Below are 25,052 nucleotides of genomic sequence, written 5' to 3'. Positions count from 1 at the left end.
GCGGTATGGGTCCCGGCCCCCGTGCCCAATTGCGCACTAGGCCGGGACGACCGAAGAGAACCCTACCGGTTCTTGTTCACCGGCTTGCGCTTCTCGATGAAGGCGGCCATGCCCTCGGAGCGGTCTTCGAGCGCGAAGGTCGCGTGAAACAGGTTGCGCTCGACGCTCATGCCCTCGGCGAGGGTGGTTTCGAAGGCGCGGTTGACCGCCTCCTTGGCCATTGCGGCCGCGGGCTGCGACATCGCGGCGATTTTCTCGGCCGCCGCCATCACCTCGTCCATCAGCTTGTCGGCCGGCACGATGCGGCTGACCAGGCCGCTTCGCTCGGCTTCGGCTGCATCCATCATGCGGCCGGTGAGGCAGAGATCCATCGCCTTGGACTTGCCGATCGCGCGGGTCAGGCGCTGGGTGCCGCCGATGCCGGGGATGGTGCCGAGCGTGATCTCGGGCTGACCGAATTTGGCGGTGTCGGCAGCGATGATGAAATCGCACATCATCGCGAGCTCGCAGCCGCCGCCGAGCGCATAGCCCGCGACCGCGGCAATGGTCGGCTTGCGGCAGCGCGCGACACGGTCGCCGCCGATCGCGGCAAAATCCTCGGAAAACATGTCGATGAAGCCTTTCGGCTGCATCTCCTTGATATCGGCACCGGCCGCGAAGGCCTTCTCGCTGCCGGTCACGACGATGCAGCCGATGGCGTCATCGGCCTCGAGATCGTCGACGGCGGCCGCGATCTCGCGGAAAACTCCGAAGGAGAGCGCGTTGAGCAGCTTCGGCCGGTTCAGCTTGATGATGCCGACCGCGCCTTTGCTCTCGACGATGATGTGTTCGAACGTGCTCATGCTCCACCCACGCTTTTGATTGAGCGGGCAATTTGCCCGCTGGCGCGGTGGGCTTCAAGGGGGCCGGGGCGCCGGGAGATATGCGCGCCCCGGGGCCTGTCAGGCCATGAACATGCGCGCGGCAGAGGCCAACGTCAGCAGCGTGCCGACGCCGATGAAGATCTTGCCGATCAGGGAGCTCTGGTCCCAGGCCGAGTTCGGCTGGCTGCTCGCCATCACCGGCGCCGGACGCGGCTGCGCGTCGGTTGCGGCGATCACCGCCTTCTGCGCGGCCGGGTTGTCCTGTTGCAGGGCGCGATCGATATCGTTGAGCTGGTCGGGCGGGACGACTTGGTTCTCGGCGCCCGGGGCGGCGGCGGTATTATCGGCGGCTGCCTGCACATTGTCGTTGGCGCGGCCCGTCATCGCGGAGGCTGCGGCCGAAGTCGGCGTGTCGGCGGTGGCGAGCTGCGCATTGGCGTTGGCCACGTCCGGCGGCATCTGGCTCGAGACCGGGACGTCATTGCCGGCCTTGGCCTCGTCGGTCTGCGGCGCGGCGTCCTTCTTGTCCGCTTTGTCGTCGGAGGATTTCTGCGCCGACTTGGTGCCGGTGTGGCGGTGAGACGTGTGGCGCCGCGGTTGGCTCGACTTGTCCGCGTCGGCCTGCTTGCTTGCGCTGTCCGGCTTCGAGCTTGCGCCCGAGCTCGGCGCGGCCTGTGCGGCGCCTCCGAACAGCAGGAATAGTCCGGCCAGAACAATCGATGCCGCGCGCCCGCTGGCTTTCATCATGTTGACGATCTCCCCAATTCACCCATCCCGAAGCGAACAGAGACCCCGGCGCATGACGACAACGGGGCAAAAAATGGGAATCTTCGGGCTAGACCGGGCAAAAACGCGGCAAACCCGATCGCCGACCGGCAGCCGGGTGCAGCGCGCACCGATCGGTGTTATGAGCCCCACTCGGGTTTTTGTGGCCGCACGGGATGCCGGGCCTGCCGTGATCACGATCTCGTGATCACGGCAGGTGCCGGCGTAACAAACTGAAAGAGCGGCCGAATTGCATGATGAGGGCGCGCGTGCGCGGACGTGAGGACGAATGGACCGGCCTGATGCGGTCGGCCATGGCAGGCGATGATGCGGCGTATCATCGCCTGTTGAAGGCGGTCACGCCGGTGCTGCGCGCCGCCGCGAGGCGGGGTCTGGCGCGGGCCGGGCAGCCTCCCGATCAAGCCGAGGATATCGTGCAGGAGATTTTGTTGGCGGTGCATCTGAAGCGGCACACCTGGGACAGCGAAGCGCCCTTCGCGCCGTGGTTGTTCGCGATCGGCCGCAACAAGCTGATCGATGCGCTCAGGCGGCGCGGCAGGCGCGTCTTCGTCAATATCGACGATTTCGCCGAAACGCTGCCGGGCGAGACTCCGCAGGAGACGGCCTCTGCGGGCGAGGTTGCAGCGCAGCTTAACGCCCTGCCGCAGCGCCAGCGCGACGTGTTGCAGTCGATCGCGGTCGACAGCAGCTCGATCAAGGATACGGCGACGAAGTTTTCGATGAGCGAAGGTGCGGTTCGGGTCGCGCTGCATCGGGGGCTTGCGGCCCTGACGGCCAAACTACGGGACCACTAGTCATGGATACCGACCAACTCATCCGCACGCTTGCGGCCGACAACCCTCACCGCGCCCCCCGCGTCGGCGCGATGTTGACCTTGGCGCTCCTGGTGGCGGCACCCTTGTCGATCCTGATCTTCGCGACCTTCCTCGGCGTGCGGCCCGACGTCATGAGCGCCATGCACAACCCGTTCTTCGACATGAAGTTTGCCGTGACGCTGTCGCTTGCGATCCCCGCCATCATCATCAGCCTGCATCTGTCGCGGCCGGAGGCCTTGATGCGCGGCTGGGGCTGGCTCCTGCTGCTCCCCGTCGGACTGCTTGCGGTCGCGATCGGCAGCGAGGCGATGATGGCGCCGGCCATGCCAATGACGATGCGGCTCGTGGGCAAGAACTCGCGGTGGTGCCTGTCGGCGATCCCGGCGATGTCGCTGCCGCTGCTCGCGGGCGCGCTGTTCGGCCTCCGCCACGGCGCGCGCGTCGCGGCCCGCTCTCGCCGGTGCGCTCGCCGGCCTGTTGTCGGCCGGGCTCGCCGCGACCCTCTACGCCTCGCATTGCACGGACGATTCGCCGTTGTTCGTCGCCACCTGGTACACGATCGCGACCGCGATCGTCACGGCGATCGGCGCTGCGGTCGGCTCCAGGGTGTTGCGGTACTAGGCCGCCGGCGTCGCACCGTGCTGCATGCGGTGGAAGCGCAGCACCTGTTGTGCGGTCGAGCTGCGCAGGGCTTCATAGGCGTCGCGCACCGTCAGCATGTCCGTATGCGAGCCGCCGGAGAGCTTTTCACGCATCGCGATGATCGCGCGCACGCTCGACCACGACATGCCGGCGACCTTGGCGAGGATCATGACGCCCTCGGTGCGGCTCTCGATCATCATGTTCTCCGCCACCTCGACCGAGACGCCTGCGAGCGCCGCGAGCCCCGCATTGGTCTCGTCGAACTTGCCCTGTTCGGCGAACGTCGCGACCTGGAATTCGTTGAGGCGTCCGTCGTTATAAAGCGATTTCACCAGGGCGCGTGCCATCTCGGTCTGCCTGGTCATGTTGGCGGCGCGGATCCGCTGGGCCGCCTCCTGGACCGCGCTCGATACCTCCTCAGCGAGCTCCGGATGGGCGGCTTCGAGCTTCTTGCGCACGCTCGACGAGGCCTTCGCGACCAGCTTCAGATAGTGATGACGCGGCAGGTCGGGGCGCAGGCCGATGCAGGTGGCAAGGTCGTCGTCGCGCTCGGCGCGGGTGACGAGATCGATGAGGGTTCCTTCCGAGAGCTGTGCGCCCGGATTTGCAGCCGTCGATTGCACCACCTCGCCGTTGCCGCGCGTGACCAATACGTCCGTCAGCGCTTCCGAAAGCACCCGCCGCTGTGAGATCGCTTTGAGATGCGCCTGGCTCTTGCTGCGCGCGATCTCGATCAGGGTGGTCTCGTCCAGCCGCTCCGACTTCGACAGCACGGGGCCTGCGACCTCGATGAAATCGTCAAGCGCGAGCGTGCGGATAATCTGGGGCGGCGCGGCTCCGATCGATGCAAGCCGCTCGGCGAGCAGAGCCCTTGCCGAGGTCTCGATCTGCACGATCAGGCACTGAAAGACGTCGTCGAACACTTTGGTGTGCTCGTCGGAATAATCCACCGCGTTGTTGATGAAGAGATCGGTGACGCGGCGCAGCGTTTCGACCCGGCGCGCAACGGTGCCGTGCGAGAGCGCGGCCTGCAATTCGTCGAGCAGATTCTCGGTTGTCACGGCGGATCTGGATGTCATAGCCCTGTCCTGGAGCGTTCGGTCCGGCCGCAGCTTCTGGCGCGCCGACAGCAAATGGATTGATCAATTCGTGGCAATGCGGTTGCGCCCAAGCGCCTTGGCGGAATAGAGCGCGCTGTCGGCGCGCGCGAGAAACGTGTCGGCAGTATCGTTGTCGCGCAGCGTCACGACCCCGGCGGAAATGGTCACGCGCAAGCCGAGGGAGAAGGCGCTCCAGTCGAGCTCGGCGACGATGCCGCGCAGCCGTTCGAGCATGCGCGATGCGGCGTCGCCTTGAGTGCCGGGCAGCAGCAGCAAGAACTCTTCGCCGCCGTAGCGGCCGAAACGGTCGTCGGGACGGATATTGGCGAAGATGGTGATGGCGAAGGTGCGCAGCACCTCGTCGCCGACGGGATGGCCGTGAGCGTCGTTGATGCGCTTGAACCAGTCGAGGTCGATCAGCGCAATGGCGCACGGCGCCGCCGCCTGCCGAGACTGTTCGATCTCGGCGTCGAGAAGCCGCATGATACAGCCCCGGTTGTAGGAGCCGGTCAGCTCGTCGAGCTCGGCGAGCTCCTCGATGCGCCGATAGGCCTCCTTCAGCTCGATGCTGCGCTGGTACAGGATCTTGCGCAACGTGGCGCCGAACAGGCCGAGGAAGGCGCACTGGCCGATCACCAGCGCGAAGCACAGCATCGAGGCGGTGCGCTGGAGCCTGGTCGCGACGGGCATGCCGATCGGCAGGTCGGAGGCGAGGAATACGGCCGCGAGCGCGCTGGTCGCGATCGCGCAAGTGAGCATTGCCTGGGTCGAGGTCATGCGCAGCGTGCCGAACGCGAAGATCAGGAACAGCACGCTGATGAAGGCAATCCCGATCGTCGGCACCGAGACCAGGAATATGAATTGCAGCGCCATATGCGCCGAGATCTGGAACACGGTGAGATAGTGGTCTTTGTGCCTGTCGCCGACGCCAGCCTCCGACATCACGACGAAGATGCCGATGATCAGGAGGCCGCCGACCCAGAACAGCGACGGAACGTTCATGTGAACGGCACCGTCATAGGCGTAGAGCAGCAGCACAGAAGCGCCGAGCGAATAGCTCACGACCTGGCCGAGATACATCTGGCGGCGCTGCCGGACCCGGCGCGCCACCACCTGCGGCGCCGCCGCCTCGTGCATCAGAACGAGATCCGCGACTTCAGCGGCATTCCTCTCCGGAAATGACGTCGCGGCCGTGCTCATGGTCCCGCCAATGGTGGATGTCAGCCGAAAAAAATCTACGTGGCAAGCCTTTAGGTTTGGTATCCTTTCGCACCGAATCCCCCGGTGGGCGGCGCGGGTGAGTGCTTTGCGCGGCGCGGAATTTGCGGCCAATTAGGTATCGCGGCCGATATGGCGGACCAAACCCGGCTTCGTGCGACATAAGCTGCACAGGGCTGTGTTATGGATCGGCATCGATCGGGCCATTTGCGTCCGCCAACGAGACCCGCAGGAAAATGGCATCCGCAGGAAAGTGTTCCGTATTATGTTACCGTTCTGGAACGAGGCGGCTGGTCGCCGGGTGGGACAAGGAAAATGCGCGTATGTGGGGTAGATCACACAGGTCCCCGTATGAGTGCGGTAGCTTGAAGAATTTAGCGCCTGCCGTCGAACCGTCCGCCGCGTCGCCCCGACCTACTTTGCGAGACGGCCTTTGAGCGTGACACAGGCGGCTACGGACGAGGTCCTGATCGCCAGGATCGCCCAAGGCGACCGGCTCGCCATGCAGGTGCTGTACGGGCGGCACCATGTCAGGGTGTATCGCTTCGGCCTCAGGCTCGTTCGCAACGAGCAGGCGGCGGAAGACCTCATCAGCGAGGTGTTTCTCGACGTTTGGCGCCAAGCCGGCAAGTTCGAGGGCCGATCCGCCGTTTCCACCTGGCTGCTGGCAATCACCCGATTCAAGGCCCTGTCTGCGCTTCGGCGCAGGAAGGATTTTGAGTTGGACGACGAGGCCGCCAATGCGATCGAGGATTCGTCCGACAATCCAGAAACGGCGGTGCAGAAGAAGGATACCAGTGAAGCGTTGCGGGAGTGTCTGACGGGCCTCTCGCCGGACCATCGGGAAATCATCGATCTGGTCTACTACCACGAGAAGTCCGTGGAAGAGGTGGCCGAAATCGTTGGCATACCCGAGAACACTGTGAAGACGCGCTTATTCTATGCGCGCAAGAAATTGGCCGAACTGCTGAAGGCAGCCGGCATTGAGCGAGGCTGGCCATGATGGCATTGAGCAAGAAGATGCTGGAGCGAGAGCCCAGTGAGATCGAGATGCTGCTGCCGTGGCACGCCGCCGGTACGCTGAACGCGCGCGATGCCCGCCGCGTCGAGGAAGCGCTCGCCAGCGATCCGGAGCTTGCCAGGCAGTATGCCGCGATCCGCGGCGAGTACGAAGAGACCATCCATCTGAACGAGAGTTTGGGCGCTCCTCGGCGCGCGCGATGCAAAAACTGTTCGCGGCGATCGATGCCGAGCCTGCGCGGGCGTCCGGCTCGCTGCCGCTGTCGGCCCGCATCTCCAGTTTTTTCGCGAGCCTGTCGCCGCGCACGCTGGCCTGGTCGGCGAGCCTTGGCGCCATCGCGCTCCTGCTCCAGGCGGGCATCATCGGCGCAGTGCTGATGAAGACGCAGACCACGACGTTCCAGACCGCCTCGCTCTCGACCAGCGCGCCGATCACGCGCGAGCTTGGGGCGACCGCCGCGCCTGCGCGGGCGCTGGTGCGCTTCACGCCGGAGGCGCGCGTTGCCGACGTCACCTCGCTGCTCGACAGCTACCAGGCCTCGATCATTGGCGATGCCAAGGGCGGCATGTTCCGCCTCCAGTTCGACAGGGCGATGAGCCGGGACGAGCTCGCCGCGCTGCTCGGCAAGATGCAGCGCGAGAAGTTCGTCAACCTCGCCGTGGCGGCGCCTTGAACGCGCCGCTAAACCGATGACGCGCAAGTCCGAGAATGGGGTAAGAGCCGCGGCCTATGCTTCCTCGGCCGGAGCGGCCCTCCTGCTCGCCGCCTGTCTCGGTATCGAGGTCGCGCATGCCCAGGCGATCATGCGCACGCCCACGATCAGTGTTCCCTCACGCATTCCGACCGTCTCTCCGAGTGTCGGTGCGCGCGTCAGCCCCGGCGTAGCCGCCAGGGTCAGTCCCGGCGTGGCGGCCAGGGTCGGCCCCGGCGTGGCCGCGAGGGTCGGGGGCGGCGACCACGGTCCTCACTTGATCACCACCGCCCCACGGATCTCGGCGCGAATGGCGCCCATCTCCGTGCTGCCCTATGCCCATTACTCGCCGAACCTTTATCCGGCCTGCGCTGCGGCCTATCGCGGTGCCGACGGCGAATGTCTTGGGCAGGCGAACGCGGATGGCGACGGCTCCGGCAAATCGGCCGGGAAGAACGCCGGCAGTGGACGTCGCAATACCACCACGGTCGCCGTAAATCTGCGCAGCTTCGCCAATGAATTGGTGGCCGAGATCGACAGCGCATTGTCGCCGACGGAAGCCGACGAGCTTGCGCGCCGGCACGGCCTTGCGCGCATTACATCCGAGAATGTCCCGCTGATCGGAGCCACGATCGGCCTGTTTCGCATCACCGACGGCCGGCCCTCCGAGACGGTTCGGCGCGAATTTGCCGCCGACGGCAGCGTACGCTCGGTCCAGCAAAACTTCCGTTACGTGCTCCAGGACCAGAAGTCGACGGTGCCGACCGAGGGCGATCCCGCGCAATACGCGCTGGCAAAGCTGCGCCTGCCGCAGGCGCACACCCTGGCGCACGGCGCCAATGTCACCGTCGCGGTGATCGATTCCGGGATCGACGGCAAACATCCCGAGCTCGCCGATTCTATCGCCGACAATTTCGACGCGCTCGGCAGCACCGAGGGTCCGCACATCCACGGTACCGGCATTGCGGGCGCGATCGTCGCGCATGCCCGGCTGATGGGTAGCGCGCCCGAGGCGCGCATCATCGCCATCCGCGCCTTCGGCGGAACCACGGGCGCCGCCGAGAGCTCGTCCTACGTCATCCTGCGCTCGCTGAACTACGCCGCCGAGCACGGCGCGCAGATCGTCAATATGAGCTTTGCCGGCCCCAAGGACGCCGTGATCGAGCGCGCCATCGCTGCGACCGCCGCGCGGGGCCTGGTGCTGGTCGCGGCCGCCGGCAATGCCGGCGCGAAATCGCCGCCGCTCTATCCCGCAGCCAATCCCAACGTGATCGCGGTCAGCGCGACCGACCAGCAGGACAAGCTGTTCACCGCCTCCAACCGCGGCAATTACGTTGCGCTGGCCGCGCCCGGCGTCGACATCTTCCTGCCGGCGCCGGACGGCAAATACCAGATGACCTCGGGGACCTCGTTCTCGGCCGCCTATGTCTCCGGGGTCGCGGCGCTGCTGCTTGAGCGCGACTACGCGCTGAAGCCGGAAGCGCTGCGCGTGACGCTGGCGAAGACCGCGCGCGATCTCGGTTCACCCGGGCGTGACGATCTCTTCGGCGACGGCGAGGCCGACGCGTTTGCCGCCGTCATGGCCGTTCCGGCCGACAGCGCGACGCCGGTTGCGGCTGCGTCCGGTACAACAAAACGTGAAGATGTCGACAAGCGTCGCGACGAGCCCGGCGTCCGCGCAATCGACCAACCCTCGCTATCGAGTGCAGGCGATAAATCTGCGATTTCTCAGGCGGATAGGCCGGCGACGCGATAGCGCCTGCGGCAAACTTGCACGCGACGCGAAGCTCAAAAAATCCGACGCCGCGTTGAACGTTCAACCCTCTGCCAACGACCTAAATATGTGGGAGCGGTCATCCCTCCCCATCAGTCATATTAGGCGCGAGCGCCCATCCACCCCAAGCGCCCATATGGCTCGACCCGTCCGGTTGTCCCCCCGGACGGGTCTTTTCTTTTGGGGTGTCTCATTTCCTGAAGTACGTGCGAAATCAGCTTGCGGTCGAGACATCGCCGCTGGCGCATGGCCGCTCGGCCGTGCTGCCGCAGGCGCGCTATGCTTGTGCGAAGCTTGACTCCAAAACCCCTTGAAACTCCGCACGACTACGGTGATCGACGATGAAATCGGTGTCGTTGCTGGACAAGTCAAAACTTTTCCACAAAATATTCATGTCGCGTCTAAATTGATTCGTGCGCGTTGCGTCCCCGCGTCCGTATTTTTCTCCTCACGGGCTGGTTCATGACACATTGCCAAGAATTTGGTCGCGCCGCGGCTTGCGACCCTGACATTGCGGCGCGCTGGTGCGCGCTCGCCGAACAGCGGCTGGAACATCTCTCCGAGATGTTCGAGAGCGGCCGTTGGCGCCGCTATCACTCGGAGCTCGCATTCCTTGAAAACATCCAGGAGGCCAAGCGCGCGGTTCAGACCTGGCGCGCACTTGCGAATGGTGGGGACGTCGCCGCGGCCGCCGCGAGCGTGACCTCCACATTCGGGTGGTCGCCAGCGACCATGCCGCGCGTGTTTCCGCGCGAGCAGGTCCAGACCGTGCAGCCGAAGGCCGTGCACATCGCGCCCGAGACCTCCGTTCCGGTCAGGCTCGAGCCGGAGCCGGACGTGCTGGCCGAAATCGTCGAGGCGCCGATTGCGCCGGTCGCCCCGGCCGGTCCGATGCCAGCGGCTCTGATTGCGCCGGTGGCGTCGATCGCGTCGTTCTTGCAAACCTTCACGCGGCCAGCCGATGAAACCGTCGCGGCCCCCGAACGCACGGTCGAATTCACCTTCAGCCTCGACGGCATCGAGGCGAAGTACCCACTGCTGCGGAATACATTCTGACGCGCGGGCGGGGCGTCCCGCCTATTGCCGCACCGCATTCCCGCCGACCACGACCTGCGCGAACTTCTGCGCGCCGTCGGCCGACAGATCGGCGGTCACGGCACGCGCATGGTTCAGCCCGACCACGGCGCCACGTGGCGTTTCCGAGATCATGTTGTTGTTGACGAGCGCAGTCCCCGCGCCAGGCACGACCGAGACACCGACGCCGGCGAGTGCCTTGCGGATCACATTGCCCGAAATCACGACGTCGCGCAGATATTTGCCCCAGCCGGCGACGATGCCGTAGGACGGCGCGTTCTCGATGACGTTGCCGGTCACCGAGCTATCCGCCTCGATGTAGATGCCGATACCGGCGTCATCGTCCGGCGCGGTGCCGATCGGCCGCTTCGGGATCAGATTGCGGATGATGTTGCCCTGAACCACCGCGATGCGGCCGCCTTCGTTGAAATTGCAGACGGAGACGCCGACGGCCGCGCCATCCACGATGTTGTTGGCGATCACCGCGGCCTCGAACGCAAACTCGGAATACAGCGCAACCTCGCGCACGTCGCTCACACTGTTGCCGGTGATGTGGATGTTGGAGGCCGAATTGCCGCGCACCGCGGAATAGTCGCAGTTCCTGATGCGATTGCCGCGCACGATCACATTGCCGGCGCGGAATGCGTTGATGGCATTGCCATACTGGCCGGAGCCGCCGGGACCGGCCTTGACGTCCTCGATGCGGTTGTCGGCGACCAGCGTGCCGTCATCGCCGATGGCGGTGCGCAGGATCTCGATGCCGTTGTCGTTGGTGCCTGCAATGGTATTGCGCGCGACGCTGAGGCCCCTGGCATCGAACGAGACCATCGCCGTCACCGCGATGTTGGCGAAAATATTGCCGGAGATGTCGCCGGACACCTGCTCGAGCCAGATGCCGCTGCCGCCGGATCCCGTGATCTCGCAATCGGTGATGCGGACGTCGCGGCCTCCGAGCACATGGATCAGCCCGCGCCGCGTCGGCAGCGGAATGCCGCTCCCGTCGAAGCTGATGCCTGTGAGGCCGACCGCATCGGAGCCCTCGCTCTGGATCGCCGAGGCGCCGCCGGTGAAAATCAACTTGGTGGCACCGCGCACGCCGATCAGTTGCGCGCCGTTGGCAAGATGCAGCAATCCGCTGCGGTAGACCTCGGCGGCAGGGCCAGCGGCATCCCCGCCCGCGCGGCCTCGTCGATGGCGCGCTGGAGCACGCGGGTCTGATCCTCGCTGCTGCCGGGCCGTACGCCATATTGGGTCGCATCGCGACCAAGCAGCGATGTCAGCGGCGCCGCGCGTGCGGCGTCGGCCGGCATGGCCAGCGCACCGGCAATGCCTGCGGTCGAAGCTCCGATGAGATGACGACGGTTGAGGTTCATGACGCGTCCTTGCGCGGACGCGGGCCGTGTCCGCGATGGATTAGGTAGCGCAGCGCGGCCGGGGCGGTGAGGATTGTTCGCGGTAGGGTTAAATGTTTACCCAGGCCGAGGTGCCGTAGGGTGTGCAAAGCGAAAGCGTGCCCACCACTTTCACCGCAGACCGAACGAGATGGTGGGCACGGCGCAAGGGCGCCTTTGTTTGCCTATCCTACGAAGCTTGCGTGTTCCTCGCCTTCCGCGCCAATTGCACCATCTCCATCAGCATGGCTTCGCCGGAATCCACCAGCTCCTCCAGCGTGATCCGGGCTGCGCCCTTGCGCCGCACCGCGCCGCTTCGCGCAAGCAGCGGAATGTGGATGAACGCAGCCAGCTGCGGTCTGCCGCTCCTCACGTTCTCGATCGCGCGCCAGCTCAGATAATTGCAGAGATAGGCTCCCGCATCGCGAGAGGGGCGCGCATCGATGCCGGTGAGGCGTGCGGCGCGCAGCAGCCGCGCGGTGTGCGGGCCGAACGCCATCGCATCCGCATCGGTGGCGATGCCGCGCTTGCTCGCGCGGGTGTTGGCGGCGTCGGGCCAGAGCATGGTGACGGCATTGCGCGCGCGGGTCTCGATGCGCAGGTAGGAGGTCCGCGCCGCGAGGCCGAACATCAGCAGCGCGTCCGGCTTCTGCGCAGCCAGCACCTCCGGCAATTGCCGATCGACCGCGGCATAGGTCACCGGAAAGATGTGGCTCGCGATCTCGACATCGTGCAATGCCGGGCGGCGCAGCCGTGCCAGCCGCGCGACCAGTGGCTGCGTCGGATTATGGGGCGCGCCGGGAAACGGTCCGAAGCCGGTGAGGAGAACGCGGAGTTTGTCGCTCATTGCAGCAACTCCATGATCTGCTCGGCGGCAAGCGCCGGTGTGAGATGGCCGTCGGCGACTTCGGCCTCGATCTCCCTGACCTTGGTCCGGACCGGGGCCTCGCTGCGCAGCCGTGAAAGCATGCGGCTCTCCAGCATCGACCACATCCATTTCACCTGCTGCTCGCGCCGGCGCGCCGCGAACTCTCCGGACGCGTTCATCGCGGTGCGGTGATCGAGGATCTTTTGCCAGAGCTTTGCGATGCCGTCGCCCGTCAGCGCCGAATAGGTCTCGACCGGCGGATGCCAGTGCTCGGAGCGCGGCGTCAGGATATGCAGCGCCCCGCGATAGTCGGCGGCGGTGATGTTGGCGCGCTTGAGATTGTCGCCGTCGGCCTTGTTGATCGCGATCATGTCGGCGAGCTCGACCAGGCCCTTCTTGATGCCTTGCAGCTCGTCGCCGCCACCCGGCAGCATCAGCGCCAGGAAGAAATCGGTCATGTCGCTGACCGCTGTCTCGGACTGCCCGATGCCGACAGTCTCGACCAGCACGAGGTCGAAACCGGCGGCCTCGCACAGCAGCATCGCCTCGCGCGTCTTCGCGGCGACGCCGCCAAGCGTGCCGGAGGCCGGCGAGGGGCGGATGAAGGCGTCGTCGGATGCCGAGAGCCGCGCCATCCGCGTCTTGTCGCCGAGGATCGAGCCGCCGCTGCGCGCCGAGGACGGATCGACCGCGAGCACCGCGACCTTGTGACCGCGTTCAATGAGATACATGCCGAGCGCGTCGATGGTGGTGGATTTGCCGACGCCGGGCGAGCCGGTAATGCCGACGCGAACCGCCTTGCCGGTCTCGGGCAACAGCATCTGGACCAGTTCGCGCGCAAGCGCCTGGTGATCGCCGCGCCGGCTTTCGACCAGCGTAATGGCCCGCGCCAGCGCCGCGCGGCTGCCGCCACGGAGGTCGCGGGCGAGGGATTTGACGTCCAGGGAAGCCTTCTTCTCAACCATGCCCTGCTTTACAACGGCCGGGGGAAGCAGGCGAGGGTCCTCAGCTCAAAGGCTGTTGCCGCAGGTCGCGCGCCCAGGGATGAGCCTCAAATCAGGCCTTCCGATTCAAGCCGTCTGATGCAAGCCTCTTTATTCAAGCTTTTTTATTCAAGCCTTGGCAAAACCGGCAGCCTTCATGGCCTGCCCCATCTGAGCATCGGCCTGGTCCATGAAGGTTGCGAACTGGCTGGCATCGCGCCAAACGGTGCCGAAGCCGCGGCTGGTCATGAACTCTTTGAAGACGTGGGAGTCGTACACCTTCTTCAAGGCCGCGCTCAGCCGGGTGGCGACCGCCGGCGCCAGGCCTCTCGGCGCGCCGATGCCGCGCCACGAGCTGGTGGAATAGTCGACGCCGAGCGCCTCTTTCAGCGTCGGGACGTCCGGGAAGATTGGATTACGTTGGGGCGCCATGATCGCGAGGCTCCGCGCCTGACCGGCCTCGATCGTGGCTCGCGCCTCCGGCACCGAGCAGGTGGTGAGATCGAGGCTGCCGGCGGCGAGATCCTGCATGGCCGGTGCTGCGCCATTCGACGCCGACCACGAGACCTGGTTCGCCGGCAATCCCATCGCGCGCATCCAGCCCACGAGCGCGAGATGCCAGATGCCGCCTTGCCCCGTGCCTGATGCCTTGAACTTTCCTGGGGGCGCCGCCCTGATGGCATCCATCAGCTCCCGCAGCGTCTTGTATGGCGAGGAGGTGGAAACCTGGATGCCAGGCGGGTCTTCGTTCATCAGCGCCAGCGCCGTGAAGTTCCGCGGCGTCAGATGGGTCAGGGCCTGCCAATGCAGCATCGAGATTTCGACGGTCAGCATGCCGATCGTGTAGCCGTCGGGCGGCGCGGTCGCGATCTCGGCATGACCAACGACGCCGGAGCCGCCGGTGCGGTTGACCACATTGAAGGGCTGGCCGAGTTCCTGTTCCAGGAGCGTTGCGACGATGTGCGCGGTCGCATCTGTTCCGCCGCCGGCGCCCCAAGGCACGATCAAGCTCACCGGCCGCGCCGGATAGACTTGCGCGCTCGCTGGGTTGAGAAGAGCTGAAGCGGCCATGGCCACAGTAGAGGCCGCAAAGCTGCGGCGCGTGATTCCGACATGGATGTTCCCGGCGGCGCCCTCGGGAATCGGGCTCTTGCTGATGTGACATTCTATGCGGCTTTGCGCCGGTGTCGCAAGCAGCAGCACCACGGCGCTGTGCGCAAACGGTCTGCTTCGAGCCTACGGCAATCACTGCGCTTCCTTCGCGTCGTCCTTTGGCCGCGCACCGGCGAAGATGCGTGCGCCTTCCGCCGTGAGAAAGGGCTTCAACGCTTCCCACGGCACGAAAGCGACATATTCGCCCTCGGCGTAGGGCCCGACCGCATAGGGTGGATAGTGGAAGGTGAGGCCGGAACTCTTGCCCGCTTCGGTTGAAGGCGCGAGCGTCACCGCGCCAATCTTGAGCAGGCTCGGCTCGACGCCCTTGAACCATTCGTCGGTCGCGGTCTCGCTGGTCTGGCGCTTCTTCTTCTCGACCCTGAGCGAGGCGATCACGGCCTTCACCATCGCCTTCATGGTCGAACCATTATCTGCGGTCTCGGTGAAGAACGGGCGGATCGAGATACGCTTGTTCTCGGCCTTGTCCCACAGGATCGTGTTCACGTCGGAATTGGGATGGGCGCCGTGGGTGTCCATGTAGTCGTCGCGCAGGATGCTGACATAGCGGTCGGCAACGACGGAGCGGGTCGAATATTTGCGCTCGAAATCCCAGCCGCCATTCTCGAAGAACTGCGGATCCTGCCTGCGCGTGGCGGCTGCGTCGGCCGCGTTCTTGTCCAGCCATTTTTTGCCGTCGGCGAGGCAATCCGCCGCCAGCGCCGTATCCGCCTTGATCTTGCCGTCGAGGAACACGCGGGCCTCGATGTTTCTGTTCTTGATGACGGCGTCGGGCTTGGGATCGGCGGCGAGGGAAGGAAACGCTATTCCGATCGCGGTGACCGCCGAGAGGATCGCAATCGTACGCAGAAGTCCCGCGCGCGCCGTTGCACGATGGTATCTCACATCAATCTCCAATGAATGTCGGAAGGCGGCGGAATTACTCTGCCGCCTCGCTATGCCCGAGCCGGGCATTCAGCTTGCGGATCAGCTCTTCGGCCGCGTCCGCGATCACCGTGCCCGGCGGGAAAATCGCTTCGGCGCCGGCCGCATAGAGTGCGTTGTAATCCTGCGGCGGCACCACGCCACCGACGATGATCATGATGTCGTCGCGGCCCTGCTTCTTCAGCGCGGCTTTCAATTCCGGCACGGCAGTGAGGTGCGCGGCTGCGAGCGAGGACACGCCGAGGATGTGCACGTCGTTCTCGACCGCTTGTCGCGCGGCCTCGTCGGCGGTGGCAAACAGCGGCCCGATGTCGACGTCGAAGCCGATATCGGCGAACGCCGAGGCAATCACCTTCTGGCCGCGGTCGTGGCCGTCCTGGCCGATTTTTGCGACCAGGATGCGCGGGCGGCGGCCTTCCGCCTCCTCGAAGGCATCGATCAGCGCCTGAACCTTCTCGACCCGGTTGCCCATGGTGGACGCCTCCCGCTTGTAGACGCCGGTGATGGATTTGATCTCGGCGCGGTGCCGGCCGAACACCTTTTCCAGCGCGTCCGAGATTTCGCCGACGGTCGCCTTCGCCCGCGCCGCGTCGATCGCGAGCGCGAGCAGATTGCCGTTGCCTTCCCCGGCCGAGCGCGTCAGCGCCGCGAGCGCGGCATCGACGTCCTTCTGGTTGCGCTCGGACTTCAGCCGCATCAGCTTGTCGATCTGCAGGCGGCGCACATTGGTGTTGTCGACCTTGAGGATGTCGATCGGGGCTTCGTCGGTCGGCTTGTACTTGTTGACGCCGATCACAGCCTGCTTGCCGGCATCGATGCGGGCCTGCGTCTTGGCGGAGGCCTCCTCGATGCGCAGCTTCGGCACGCCGGCCTCGATGGCTTTCGCCATTCCGCCGAGTTCCTCGACCTCCTGGATGTGGCCCCACGCCTTTGCAGCGAGATCGCGGGTCAGCCGCTCGACGTAATACGAGCCGCCCCAGGGGTCGATGATGCGAGTGGTGCCGCTCTCTTGCTGCAGGAACAGCTGCGTGTTGCGGGCAATGCGCGCCGAGAAGTCGGTCGGCAACGCCAGCGCTTCGTCGAGTGCGTTGGTGTGCAGCGATTGCGTATGGCCCTGCGTCGCTGCCATCGCCTCCACCGTCGTGCGCATCACGTTGTTGAACACATCCTGCGCGGTCAGCGACCAGCCCGAGGTCTGGCAATGCGTGCGCAGCGACAGCGAGCGCGGGTCCTTTGGGTTGAACGGCTTCAAGAGCTTCGCCCACAGCAGCCGCGCGGCCCGCATCTTGGCGACTTCCATGAAGAAGTTCATGCCGATCGCCCAAAAGAACGACAGCCGCGGTGCGAAGCGGTCGACGTCGAGCCCGGCGGCAAGGCCGGCGCGCAGATATTCGACCCCGTCTGCGAGCGTATAGGCGAGCTCGAGATCCTGCGTCGCGCCGGCCTCCTGCATGTGATAGCCGGAGATCGAGATCGAATTGTATTTCGGCATCTTCGTGGAGGTGTAGGCGAAGATATTCGAGATGATCCGCATCGAGGGCGCGGGCGGATAAATATAGGTGTTGCGCACCATGAACTCTTTCAGAATGTCGTTCTGAATGGTGCCTGAGAGTTTTTCCGGCGGCACGCCCTGTTCGCCCGCGGCCGCGACGAACAGCGCGAGGATCGGCAGCACCGCACCGTTCATGGTCATGGACACGCTCATCTGGTCGAGCGGAATCCCCGCAAACAGCGTGCGCATGTCGTAGATGGAATCGATGGCAACGCCGGCCATGCCGACGTCGCCGCCGACGCGCGGATGGTCGCTGTCATAGCCGCGATGGGTGGCGAGATCGAAGGCGACCGAGAGGCCCTTCTGTCCGGCCGCGAGGTTGCGGCGGTAGAACGCGTTGGAATCCTCCGCCGTGGAGAAGCCGGCATATTGCCGGACGGTCCAGGGCTGGTTGACATACATGGTCGGGTAGGGGCCACGCAGGTAGGGCGCGATGCCCGGATAGGTCTCGAGGAAATCGAGCCCGGCAAGATCGGCCTCGCCATACGCGGGCTGCACCAGAATGCCCTCGGGCGTGAGCCACGGCTCGGCGCTGCCGGCTGGCTCGGCGCTGGCGATGCGCTCGAAGGCGACATCTGCGAAATTGGGAATGCGGCTCATTCCTTGGAATCCTCAAACCTGCGATTGCGCTCGACCAGTCTCTGCACATTTTCTTTGTAGACGGGATCATCCATGCGGCTCTTCGTCATCGCACCAGTTCCGAGCCAGAGCAGCCGCGCGAGTCTGACATCCCACTCGATCAACGCATGCAACAACCTTCCGAGCGCCCGCAGCATGTTATAGCCTATCATAGTCGCAGCCTCGACGCGTTGGGCCTCAATCATGATCCGGATGCTGATGGCTGACGATCGTCGCCATCTTCTCCGGTCCGTAATTCTGTTGCGTGGTCTGGCTCGGCAGGTTCGAGATTCCGACCACCCAGCCGAGGCGGGATTCGGTTCCGTATTGCCGCGTCGGCACCAGCCGGTCAGGCCTGTCGAACGCGCCGGTCATGATCTCGATCCGCTCGCCGTCGATGCGGCCGAAGCTGAGCGGCGTGCCGCAGGCTGCGCAATAGCCGCGCTCCGCGATCGAAGAGGATCGAAACAACGACGGCTGCCCTTTGGTCCAGGCGAAATCCGTCCGGTTGATGTCGGCGAAGGAGGCGAACGGCGAGCCGGTCGCCTTCTGGCACATCCGGCAGTGACAGATCGAAACTTTGTTCGGTGTTGCCGTCAGCGCGAAGCGCACAGCGCCGCATTGGCAGCCGCCGGTGAGAACGGGTTTTGCGGTTTCCGTCATGGCTGCTCCATCCGTCGATAGGCGTCCTGCAAGGTTGCAAGCGCATCAACGCCGGCAAAGACAAAGCCCGTGACGCCGGCGGCCCGCAGCGCCGCTTCGGCCTCGCCCGGGCGGCCCGCCAGATAGATATGCCGCGCGCCGGCGGTTTGCAGGGCCTTCGCCGCGGCTTCGGCGTGTTCCGTATAGACCGTGTCGCTGGAACAAAGGCAGGCGAACTCGGCACCGGAGGCCTTGAAGGCGGCCGCGAGCTTGGCGGGATCGACAAAACCCTCGCCGTCCACGGCCTGGATGCCGCCGGTCTCGAACAAGCTCTTTGCAAAGGTCGCGCGCGCCGTGAAATCGGCCGGCGTGCCCAAGTTGGCCAGAAACACTTTTGGCCTGGCGCCGCGCGCCTTCAAAGCCGCGTCGGATTTGTCGCGCAAGGCCTCGAACGGTTGGGCCAGCCGGATCGGCGGAAGCGCATCGAATTTGTATTTTGGCTCGCCGTAAGCCGCCAGCGCGATCGGCGTCGCCATCAGCACCGCCGTCTCGCGCTCGTTCAGGTTTGGAAACTCGCTGGCGCCGGTCAGCACTTCGCGGCGCTTTGCGATGTTGGCGTCACGCGCTCTCCGCGTGGCCGCGACCTTGCTCTGGAACAGGCCCTGCTGAAGTGCAGCGAAAGCGCCGCCGGCTGTCTCGCTCTCCTGGAACAGCGCCCAGGCCGCGTCGCACAGCTGCGCGGTCAGCGTCTCGATGCCGCCCGCGCCTGCCGCGGGATCGCTGACCTTGGCGAGGTTGCTCTCTTCCAGAAGCACGGCTTGCGTGTTGCGCGCCACGCGCCGCGCGAACGGATCGGGAAGCCCGAGCGCCAGCGTATGCGGCAGCACGGTGATCGCATTGGCGCCCGCGAGCCCCGCCGCAAAGGTCGCCATGGTCGCGCGCAGCATGTTCACATAGGGATCGCGCTGCGTCAGCATGCGCCAAGCGGTATCGGCGGCGATGAACAGCGGTTTTGGCGCGAGTCCGCACGCCGTCTCGATGCGCGCCCAGAGCAGCCGCAGTGCGCGGAATTTCGCCATGGTCAAAAACTGATCGGCATCCGCGGCAAGCCGCGCATAAACCATGCCTTGCGCCTGCTCGAGCGGAATCCCGGCACCTTCGATGGCGCGCAGATAGGCCACGCCGCAGGCGAGCACGAAAGCCAGCTCCTGCACCTCGGATCCGCCGGCATCATGAATCACGCGCCCGTCGCTTGCCGCGAACGGTCCCTTGAAGCCGAGCGCGGCAAGCCCCTTGATGGCGCCGGTGACCGCGGGAGCGATCTCCTCCCAGCTGTAGGGGCTATGGCCCCACACCGCGCAGGCCCCGAGCGGATCGAGCCCGAAGCGGATGTCGCAGGCAGAGGGATCGATGCCGTTGCTCTTCACATATTCCGCGACATGGATCGCGGCCATCCGCGATTGCGGGCCGACCTGGAGCTCGATGCCGATGCCGGCATCGAGATGAATGTCCTTCAAAGCCTTTGCGACCGCATCGGCCGTCGGTTCCAGCCCAAAGCCGTGGCTGCCATTGCCGCCAGCGAACACCAGCGCGAGCCCCGTGGCGCCGTTCTCCAGATCCTGCAGAGCCTGGGCGTTTGCAGCGACCGCATCAGGATGGTCGATCCGCTGCATGATCTGCCATGGCGCGGCCGCGGGCCGTCCTGCCACCGGCGCGACGCCTTTGGCGCGCGAATAGAGCGGCTCAATCTTGAGGCCGTCATAGGTCTTGCCGACCAGCTTCTCGAACGGCGCGCCCTTCAGCACGCCGTCGACCAGCTTGCGCCAGTCTTCGAGCGTTGCCTTGGGAAAATCGGCCGCCAACGGCAGGTCGTCAGTCACGGAGGTCATGCGGCGAAAGGCTCCCGAACGGCTTGTTGTTCGGCGGCGAAATTGCCACGGCCGGCCGTCCCTGCAAACGGTTGTTTTTGGTTAGCCGGTATTGGGAAGCCGCTCAATCCCTTGCGTCGAGACGCTGGCGAGCCCGTCGCCAACCCGAATGCCGCCAATCACGCGGTCCGGTGCGATCTCGGCGAGCGGCACCAGCACGAAGGGACGCTCGAATAGGCGCGGATGCGGCAAGGTCAGGTCAGGCTTCCGCAAGCTGACATCGTCATAGGCGATCATGTCGAGATCGAGCGTGCGCGGTCCCCAGCGCCGCTCTTTGTCGCGCGTGCGGCCGAATTTCTGCTCGACCTTCTGCATCACGAACAACAGCGCGTGCGGATCGAGGCTGGTCTCGATCTCGACGCATGCGTCGATGAAGGGATCCTGGTCCTCGTCGCCCCAGGGCGGCGTCCTGTAGTCCGATGAGCGCGCGATCAGCGAAGCCTGCGCCATGCCGCAGATATGGGAGATTGCCTTGCCAAACGTCGCGCGGACATCGCCGACATTGCCGCCCAGCGCAATGAGGACGCTCGCCATGTCAGGGATGCCGCGAGCGCGTCAGCACGATGCCGACATCGTCGAAGATCGCCGCGATCGGCGCATGCGGCTTGTGCACGGTGACCTTCACCGCGCGGATGCGCGGGAAGTGCGACAGGATGGCGTCCGCGACCGCGCCGGCCGCGCGCTCCAGCAGCTTGTAATTGGTGTTCTTGAACGCCGCCGTGGTGGTCGCCACGACGTCGGCGTAGGAGACCGTGTCGGCAAGCCGGTCGCTGCGCGAAGGCTCCGACAGTTCCGTGTAGAGTTCGAGATCGATGACAAAACGCTGGCCGACTTCGGTCTCGTGCTCCATCACGCCATGGCGGGCATGGATCGACAGGCCGGTCACGAAAATCGTATCGGTCATTGCTGGCTCTCGATTGCGTTGGCGACCCGCAGGGCCTGCAAGGTCTCGGCGACGTCATGGGTCCGGATGACTTTTGCACCGCGCTGCGCGGCGATGAGGTGCGCGGCGATCGAGCCGGCCAGCCGTTCTCTCGGCTCTGATGGCGACACCGACGCGATGAAGCGCTTGCGCGAGGCGCCGACCAGCATCGGCAGGCCGAAGATCTCGAATTCGCGCAGCCGCGCCAGCGCAATCATGCTCTGCTCGGCGGTCTTGCCGAAGCCGATGCCGGGATCGAGCACGATTTTCTCCCGCGCGATGCCGGCCTGTGCCGCGATATCGAGCGAGCGCTGAAAGAATGCTTTCATGTCCGCGATGATGTCGACGGCAGGATCGGCGCTGTCACGGTTGTGCATGACGATGACTGGGACGCCTTTATCAGCCACCAGCGGCGCCATTGCGGCGTCGCGTTGCAGTCCCCAGACGTCGTTGGCGATCGCCGCGCCCTGGTCGAGTGCGAACGCCACCACCTCGGCCTTCATGCTGTCGATCGACACCGGCACGCCGAGCGCGACGATCTCGGCCAGCACCGGTTTCAGTCGGGCGAGCTCGTCCGCCGCCGTGACCGGCCGGGCGCCCTTGTAGGGCCGGGTGGACTCGGCGCCGATATCGATGATGTCGACGCCGGCAGCGATCATTGCCCGCGCCCGCACCAGCGCCTGATCGGGCGCGATGAACTCGCCGCCGTCCGAGAACGAATCCGGGGTGACGTTGAGCACCCCCATCACCGCCGGAATCGGCCGGCCCAGGAGCGTCCGCAGCACGTCAGGCCCGGCCGAGCCGGCCGCCGCGACGGATGGGAAGGGCGAGGCGTTCATGCGGCAGGCTTTGCGCGGTCGGGGAGGGGGAGTCAAGACGGGATGCGGCTGCGGATCTTGTCTTCGTAGCCTGGATGGAGCGCAGCGAAATCCAGGACCGGCATCGCCCGGCTCTCGAACAACCCCGGATTGCGCTGCGCTCCATCCGGGCTACGGACTTTATCGCGGTCACCCTGTCAGGATGATGGAGAAAGTGAGGGCTTAATACGTAATCTTCGGCGCCAGCTTCTTCGCCTTGGCGATGATGTCGCCGACCGATTTTTCCGAGGGCAGGATGCGGACGAGTTTCCTCTTCTCGTTCGCCTCCCGCATGCTCTGGGCGAGCCGCGCGGGATTGCGATAGGAAAGTTCGCGCACGGTCGTGACGCCGGCGGCACGGACCAGGCCGACCTTGGCCCTGCCCATGCCGGGAATGCGCATGTAGTCGGAGACGTTGGCCCATTCCAGCAGTTGCTGCTCGCTGATGCCGGTCTTGGCCGACAGCGTCTTGCGGCCCTTGGCGGTGCTCGCGGCTTCCAGCAGCGCGCTGGTGGTGCGAATACCCTGGGCCTTCAGCTTGTTTGCGGCAAAGGCCGGCAGGCCCTCAATCTCGGAGATGGGATATGTCATGATACTCAGTATGAAGTGCGAAAGCCTCAGGCGAACTGGCTGAGGCCCGGCGTCTCCGCGATGATCTTGCCCATCTGATCCGCTCCGATTTTGTCTCGGCCGAACCGGAAAAGTTCACGGGCAATCGTTTGAATGTCGGACATGCCAAGTCCCAGGCCCATCAGGCGCGTGCCCACCGCCATCAGTCCGCCGCCCATCAGCCGCGACAGTCCGCCGCCGCTCCTGGAGGCCTCGATGGCAGCATCTGCACCGGGGATATGGTCGATCAGAGCCTGGACGCTGTCGGAAGGACCTTCGCTGCGGAGGAAACCCAGGATAATGCCGACGGTCTTTTCAGCGACAGCACTATCTATGCTGGCGTTTGTCGCCAGCCGCCCGATCAGCTCGTCCATATGGCCGCCCCTCAGCCGGTTCACATGCCGGAGTATTGTTTTCGACAAACGATCTTGAGCCGGTGCGATGTGAAATACAAGCGATGAACGCACGCGGTGTCCGATTCATCTTCAATCGCGCGAAAAGTGTTGCAGCGATGCAAGAGCGGAGAAGGAAACGAATGAAAATTTGCCGCGGTGCGAATGTATCGCTGCGACTTTTGGCGGATAGTCTCGCGTCCGTGCTCCGAGAATGTGACATGTCCGGGGCGTCTTGAACGGTTTCAATCGGCGCACGACATGCGTTAAACTACGGAACTGGTTCGCTTGAATTTCAATACGCGAAACAAGCAGAAAAATAGATAGAGACAGTGATGACGCCACAGGACAACACGCTCGGCGATACCGACGACAAGATCTTCGTCGGCAAGGGAGACGAGCAGGCCTGGCTGACGCTGGCGCTCGCCAATCGCCACGGCCTCGTCACCGGTGCAACCGGAACCGGCAAGACGGTGTCGTTGCAAGTGATGGCGGAAGGATTCGCCCGCGCCGGTGTCCCGGTGTTCGCCGCCGACATCAAGGGCGACCTCTCCGGCATCTCGCAGGTTGGGGAGGCCAAGGATTTCATTATCAAGCGTGCAAGCGAGATGGCGCTGAAATTCCAGCCCGACCAGTTCTCGACGGTGTTTTGGGACGTGTTCGGCGAGCAGGGTCATCCGGTGCGGGCCACCGTCACCGAGATGGGGCCGCTGCTGCTGGCGCGTATGCTCGATTTGAACGACGTGCAGGAAGGCGTGCTCAACGTCGCCTTCCGCGTCGCCGACGACAACGGTCTTGCCCTGATCGACATGAAGGATCTGCGGGCGTTGCTCGATGCCATCGTGCCCGACAGTGGCAAGAAGGGGCCGGACGCGGCAGAAGATCCGCTGGCATCGATCCGGAAAGCTGCCCAGGGTTTTGGCAACGTCACCAAGGCCACCGTGGGCACCATTCAGCGCCAGCTCCTGGTGCTGGAGAACCAGGGCGGCACAAAGTTCTTCGGCGAGCCCGCGTTGACGCTGAAGGACTTCATGAAGACCGACCGCGACGGCCGCGGCATGGTCAACATCCTCGTCGCCGACAAGCTGATGCAGAGCCCGCGGCTTTACGCGACCTTCCTGCTCTGGATGCTGTCAGAATTGTTCGAGGAGCTGCCCGAGGTCGGCGATCCGTCGAAGCCAAAACTGGTGTTCTTCTTCGACGAGGCGCATCTGCTGTTCAACGATGCGCCGAAAGCGCTGATGGACAAGATCGAGCAGGTGGTCCGCCTGATCCGCTCCAAGGGCGTCGGCGTCTATTTCGTCACCCAAAACCCGATCGACGTGCCCGACCGCGTGCTCGGCCAGATGGGCAACCGGGTGCAGCATGCGCTACGCGCCTTCACCCCGCGCGATCAGAAGGCTGTCGCCGCCGCGGCCCAGACCTTCCGGCCCAACCCGAAGCTGGATACCGCCAAGGTGATCATGGAGCTCGGCAAGGGCGAGGCGCTGGTGTCCTTCCTCGAAGGCAACGGCACGCCGGCGATGGTCGAGCGGGTGATGATCCGCCCGCCATCGGCCCGCATCGGGCCGATCACACCGGAGGAGCGCAAGGCAATCATGGATGCGAGCCCGGTCAAGGGCAAATACGACACCGCGATCGATTCCGACTCCGCCTACGAGATCATCCAGAAGCGCATCGCCGGCACGGCGGCGTCGGCCGACGGCGCCGCGGGCGGAAGCGGTGGCGGCATCCTCGGCCAGATCGGCTCGATCGTCGGCACCATCTTCGGCACCAACACCGGACGCAATCGGCTGACGACCGGCCAGCGCATCGCGCGCGACGTCACGCGCACGGTCACCGGCAAGGTGGTCGGCGGCGTCGTGGCCGATCTCGGTAAATCGGTCGGTGGCCAGCTTGGCGGCTCGGTCGGCCGCGCGCTGGTCCGCGGCGCGCTCGGTGGACTGCTGCGAAGGTAGGCAGAATGACGCGTTTGGGGCCATCCATCCCCGACCTCGCTCCGCTTCTGTCTGCGAAGCTTCAGCGAAGGCAGATGCGCAGGAGCTGGAGTTCGCGGCAGCTACAAAATCGGGTGAAGGGGGCTCTCCAAGCCTCCGCCGGTCTGCTAGGTGCTAGGTTCCCCAGACTGGACCGCATGTGACCTTGCCCAACTCCTCACCCAACCCCGGCGCGCTCAGACCCCTCTCGCTGCGCGCGCCGCTCGATCTCC

At 65.3% G+C, this 25,052-nt stretch carries 22 protein-coding genes and 3 pseudogenes; 7 read left to right on the top strand and 18 right to left on the bottom strand.

The window, feature by feature from the left end; translation table 11 throughout:
- Positions 1–62 precede the first annotated feature (62 nt).
- The gene (locus AB8Z38_RS11755) at positions 63–842 is read right to left on the bottom strand and encodes an enoyl-CoA hydratase (protein WP_369725207.1); all 780 of its coding nucleotides are present in this window, start codon (positions 840–842) and stop codon (positions 63–65) included.
- Between the two features lie 99 nt (positions 843–941).
- Positions 942–1,610, bottom strand: a complete 669-nt coding sequence (locus tag AB8Z38_RS11750; protein WP_369725206.1) for a hypothetical protein — start codon at positions 1,608–1,610, stop codon at positions 942–944.
- 287 nt (positions 1,611–1,897) lie between these two features.
- Here AB8Z38_RS11750 and AB8Z38_RS11745 point away from each other — a divergent pair, with 287 nt between their 5' ends.
- Together AB8Z38_RS11745 and AB8Z38_RS11740 are read left to right on the top strand one after the other, a co-directional pair.
- Positions 1,898–2,443: a sigma-70 family RNA polymerase sigma factor gene (locus AB8Z38_RS11745; RefSeq protein WP_369725204.1), complete on the top strand. Its 546-nt coding sequence runs from the start codon at positions 1,898–1,900 to the stop codon at positions 2,441–2,443.
- Positions 2,444–2,445: 2 nt separating this feature from the next.
- Positions 2,446–3,085, top strand: a pseudogene (locus AB8Z38_RS11740) (NrsF family protein).
- Here the strand turns inward: AB8Z38_RS11740 and AB8Z38_RS11735 are convergent.
- Together AB8Z38_RS11735 and AB8Z38_RS11730 are read right to left on the bottom strand one after the other, a co-directional pair.
- Positions 3,082–4,185 carry a DUF2336 domain-containing protein gene (locus AB8Z38_RS11735; protein ID WP_369725201.1) on the bottom strand — a complete coding sequence of 368 codons (1,104 nt, stop codon included), beginning with the start codon at positions 4,183–4,185 and terminating at the stop codon, positions 3,082–3,084. The pseudogene AB8Z38_RS11740 and the gene AB8Z38_RS11735 sit on opposite strands and share 4 nt — an antisense overlap.
- 63 nt (positions 4,186–4,248) lie before the next feature.
- Positions 4,249–5,406 (bottom strand): GGDEF domain-containing protein, encoded by a 1,158-nt coding sequence (locus tag AB8Z38_RS11730; protein WP_369725199.1) that lies wholly within the window; start codon positions 5,404–5,406, stop codon positions 4,249–4,251.
- Positions 5,407–5,857: 451 nt separating this feature from the next.
- On the opposite strand from AB8Z38_RS11730, the gene AB8Z38_RS11725 reads away from it, so the two are divergent.
- The 4 genes and pseudogenes from AB8Z38_RS11725 (at position 5,858) to AB8Z38_RS11710 (ending at position 9,966) form a co-directional block, all read left to right on the top strand.
- Positions 5,858–6,427, top strand: a complete 570-nt coding sequence (locus tag AB8Z38_RS11725) for a sigma-70 family RNA polymerase sigma factor (RefSeq protein ID WP_369725197.1) — start codon at positions 5,858–5,860, stop codon at positions 6,425–6,427.
- Positions 6,424–7,118: pseudogene (locus tag AB8Z38_RS11720) on the top strand (hypothetical protein). Before AB8Z38_RS11725 ends, AB8Z38_RS11720 begins: the two are co-directional and overlap by 4 nt.
- 16 nt (positions 7,119–7,134) lie before the next feature.
- Positions 7,135–8,892, top strand: coding sequence for a S8 family serine peptidase (locus tag AB8Z38_RS11715; protein ID WP_369725196.1), 1,758 nt, complete (start codon positions 7,135–7,137; stop codon positions 8,890–8,892).
- Between the two features lie 480 nt (positions 8,893–9,372).
- Positions 9,373–9,966, top strand: a complete 594-nt coding sequence (locus AB8Z38_RS11710; RefSeq protein WP_369725194.1) for a TIGR03809 family protein — start codon at positions 9,373–9,375, stop codon at positions 9,964–9,966.
- Positions 9,967–9,987: 21 nt separating this feature from the next.
- Here the strand turns inward: AB8Z38_RS11710 and AB8Z38_RS11705 are convergent.
- The 14 genes and pseudogenes from AB8Z38_RS11705 to AB8Z38_RS11640 all read right to left on the bottom strand — a co-directional run bounded on the left by AB8Z38_RS11705 (position 9,988) and on the right by AB8Z38_RS11640 (position 22,825).
- A pseudogene (locus AB8Z38_RS11705) lies at positions 9,988–11,357 on the bottom strand (TIGR03808 family TAT-translocated repetitive protein).
- A gap of 208 nt (positions 11,358–11,565) precedes the next feature.
- Positions 11,566–12,222 carry a pyroglutamyl-peptidase I gene (locus AB8Z38_RS11700; protein WP_369725192.1) on the bottom strand — a complete coding sequence of 219 codons (657 nt, stop codon included), beginning with the start codon at positions 12,220–12,222 and terminating at the stop codon, positions 11,566–11,568.
- Entirely contained in the window at positions 12,219–13,208 is a 990-nt protein-coding gene (gene meaB / locus AB8Z38_RS11695; RefSeq protein ID WP_369725190.1) for a methylmalonyl Co-A mutase-associated GTPase MeaB, read from the bottom strand. The genes AB8Z38_RS11700 and meaB overlap by 4 nt, the downstream gene beginning before the upstream one ends.
- Before the next feature lie 147 nt (positions 13,209–13,355).
- Entirely contained in the window at positions 13,356–14,297 is a 942-nt protein-coding gene (locus tag AB8Z38_RS11690) for a tripartite tricarboxylate transporter substrate binding protein (protein WP_369726475.1), read from the bottom strand.
- 174 nt (positions 14,298–14,471) lie between these two features.
- Positions 14,472–15,248 carry an RsiV family protein gene (locus tag AB8Z38_RS11685; RefSeq protein WP_369726474.1) on the bottom strand — a complete coding sequence of 259 codons (777 nt, stop codon included), beginning with the start codon at positions 15,246–15,248 and terminating at the stop codon, positions 14,472–14,474.
- Between the two features lie 70 nt (positions 15,249–15,318).
- Positions 15,319–17,475, bottom strand: a complete 2,157-nt coding sequence (scpA, locus tag AB8Z38_RS11680) for a methylmalonyl-CoA mutase (protein ID WP_369725189.1) — start codon at positions 17,473–17,475, stop codon at positions 15,319–15,321.
- Complete coding sequence (locus AB8Z38_RS11675; protein WP_369725188.1) at positions 17,472–17,699, bottom strand: hypothetical protein; 228 nt, start codon at positions 17,697–17,699, stop codon at positions 17,472–17,474. Before AB8Z38_RS11675 ends, scpA begins: the two co-directional genes overlap by 4 nt.
- A complete protein-coding gene (locus tag AB8Z38_RS11670) occupies positions 17,692–18,156 on the bottom strand; it encodes a GFA family protein (protein WP_369725186.1) in 465 nt (154 codons plus the stop codon). Before AB8Z38_RS11670 ends, AB8Z38_RS11675 begins: the two co-directional genes overlap by 8 nt.
- Positions 18,153–20,024, bottom strand: a complete 1,872-nt coding sequence (locus AB8Z38_RS11665) for a methylmalonyl-CoA mutase family protein (protein WP_369725184.1) — start codon at positions 20,022–20,024, stop codon at positions 18,153–18,155. Before AB8Z38_RS11665 ends, AB8Z38_RS11670 begins: the two co-directional genes overlap by 4 nt.
- 81 nt (positions 20,025–20,105) lie before the next feature.
- Positions 20,106–20,597: a 2-amino-4-hydroxy-6-hydroxymethyldihydropteridine diphosphokinase gene (folK, locus tag AB8Z38_RS11660; RefSeq protein WP_369725182.1), complete on the bottom strand. Its 492-nt coding sequence runs from the start codon at positions 20,595–20,597 to the stop codon at positions 20,106–20,108.
- Between the two features lies 1 nt (position 20,598).
- On the bottom strand, positions 20,599–20,967 hold the full coding sequence (gene folB / locus AB8Z38_RS11655; protein ID WP_369725180.1) for a dihydroneopterin aldolase: 369 nt from the start codon (positions 20,965–20,967) through the stop codon (positions 20,599–20,601).
- Positions 20,964–21,824, bottom strand: coding sequence for a dihydropteroate synthase (gene folP / locus AB8Z38_RS11650; RefSeq protein WP_369725178.1), 861 nt, complete (start codon positions 21,822–21,824; stop codon positions 20,964–20,966). The genes folB and folP overlap by 4 nt, the downstream gene beginning before the upstream one ends.
- 201 nt (positions 21,825–22,025) lie before the next feature.
- Positions 22,026–22,433, bottom strand: coding sequence for a DUF4332 domain-containing protein (locus tag AB8Z38_RS11645; protein WP_369725177.1), 408 nt, complete (start codon positions 22,431–22,433; stop codon positions 22,026–22,028).
- A 26-nt stretch (positions 22,434–22,459) separates the two neighbouring features.
- The gene (locus tag AB8Z38_RS11640; RefSeq protein ID WP_369725175.1) at positions 22,460–22,825 is read right to left on the bottom strand and encodes a DUF2267 domain-containing protein; all 366 of its coding nucleotides are present in this window, start codon (positions 22,823–22,825) and stop codon (positions 22,460–22,462) included.
- 353 nt (positions 22,826–23,178) lie between these two features.
- Between AB8Z38_RS11640 and AB8Z38_RS11635 the strand changes: the two genes are divergently transcribed.
- Positions 23,179–24,801 (top strand): helicase HerA-like domain-containing protein, encoded by a 1,623-nt coding sequence (locus tag AB8Z38_RS11635; protein WP_369725173.1) that lies wholly within the window; start codon positions 23,179–23,181, stop codon positions 24,799–24,801.
- Positions 24,802–25,052 lie beyond the last annotated feature (251 nt).

The sequence above is a fragment of the Bradyrhizobium sp. LLZ17 genome, from assembly GCF_041200145.1.
Classification (GTDB): Bacteria; Pseudomonadota; Alphaproteobacteria; order Rhizobiales; family Xanthobacteraceae; genus Bradyrhizobium.
This window is presented reverse-complemented; position numbering and strand designations above follow the sequence as displayed.

Excerpts from the sequence above, each read along its gene's own strand:
- AB8Z38_RS11755 (WP_369725207.1), bottom strand. The coding sequence starts at position 842 with ATGAGCACGTTCGAACACATCATCGTCGAGAGCAAAGGCGCGGTCGGC.
- AB8Z38_RS11750 (WP_369725206.1), bottom strand. The coding sequence starts at position 1,610 with ATGATGAAAGCCAGCGGGCGCGCGGCATCGATTGTTCTGGCCGGACTA.
- AB8Z38_RS11735 (WP_369725201.1), bottom strand. The coding sequence starts at position 4,185 with ATGACATCCAGATCCGCCGTGACAACCGAGAATCTGCTCGACGAATTG.
- AB8Z38_RS11730 (WP_369725199.1), bottom strand. The coding sequence starts at position 5,406 with ATGAGCACGGCCGCGACGTCATTTCCGGAGAGGAATGCCGCTGAAGTC.
- AB8Z38_RS11715 (WP_369725196.1), top strand. The coding sequence starts at position 7,135 with ATGACGCGCAAGTCCGAGAATGGGGTAAGAGCCGCGGCCTATGCTTCC.
- AB8Z38_RS11710 (WP_369725194.1), top strand. The coding sequence starts at position 9,373 with ATGACACATTGCCAAGAATTTGGTCGCGCCGCGGCTTGCGACCCTGAC.
- AB8Z38_RS11700 (WP_369725192.1), bottom strand. The coding sequence starts at position 12,222 with ATGAGCGACAAACTCCGCGTTCTCCTCACCGGCTTCGGACCGTTTCCC.
- meaB (WP_369725190.1), bottom strand. The coding sequence starts at position 13,208 with ATGGTTGAGAAGAAGGCTTCCCTGGACGTCAAATCCCTCGCCCGCGAC.
- AB8Z38_RS11690 (WP_369726475.1), bottom strand. The coding sequence starts at position 14,297 with ATGGCCGCTTCAGCTCTTCTCAACCCAGCGAGCGCGCAAGTCTATCCG.
- scpA (WP_369725189.1), bottom strand. The coding sequence starts at position 17,475 with ATGAGCCGCATTCCCAATTTCGCAGATGTCGCCTTCGAGCGCATCGCC.
- AB8Z38_RS11675 (WP_369725188.1), bottom strand. The coding sequence starts at position 17,699 with ATGATTGAGGCCCAACGCGTCGAGGCTGCGACTATGATAGGCTATAAC.
- AB8Z38_RS11670 (WP_369725186.1), bottom strand. The coding sequence starts at position 18,156 with ATGACGGAAACCGCAAAACCCGTTCTCACCGGCGGCTGCCAATGCGGC.
- AB8Z38_RS11665 (WP_369725184.1), bottom strand. The coding sequence starts at position 20,024 with ATGACCTCCGTGACTGACGACCTGCCGTTGGCGGCCGATTTTCCCAAG.
- folK (WP_369725182.1), bottom strand. The coding sequence starts at position 20,597 with ATGGCGAGCGTCCTCATTGCGCTGGGCGGCAATGTCGGCGATGTCCGC.
- folB (WP_369725180.1), bottom strand. The coding sequence starts at position 20,967 with ATGACCGATACGATTTTCGTGACCGGCCTGTCGATCCATGCCCGCCAT.
- folP (WP_369725178.1), bottom strand. The coding sequence starts at position 21,824 with ATGAACGCCTCGCCCTTCCCATCCGTCGCGGCGGCCGGCTCGGCCGGG.
- AB8Z38_RS11645 (WP_369725177.1), bottom strand. The coding sequence starts at position 22,433 with ATGACATATCCCATCTCCGAGATTGAGGGCCTGCCGGCCTTTGCCGCA.
- AB8Z38_RS11640 (WP_369725175.1), bottom strand. The coding sequence starts at position 22,825 with ATGGACGAGCTGATCGGGCGGCTGGCGACAAACGCCAGCATAGATAGT.
- AB8Z38_RS11635 (WP_369725173.1), top strand. The coding sequence starts at position 23,179 with ATGACGCCACAGGACAACACGCTCGGCGATACCGACGACAAGATCTTC.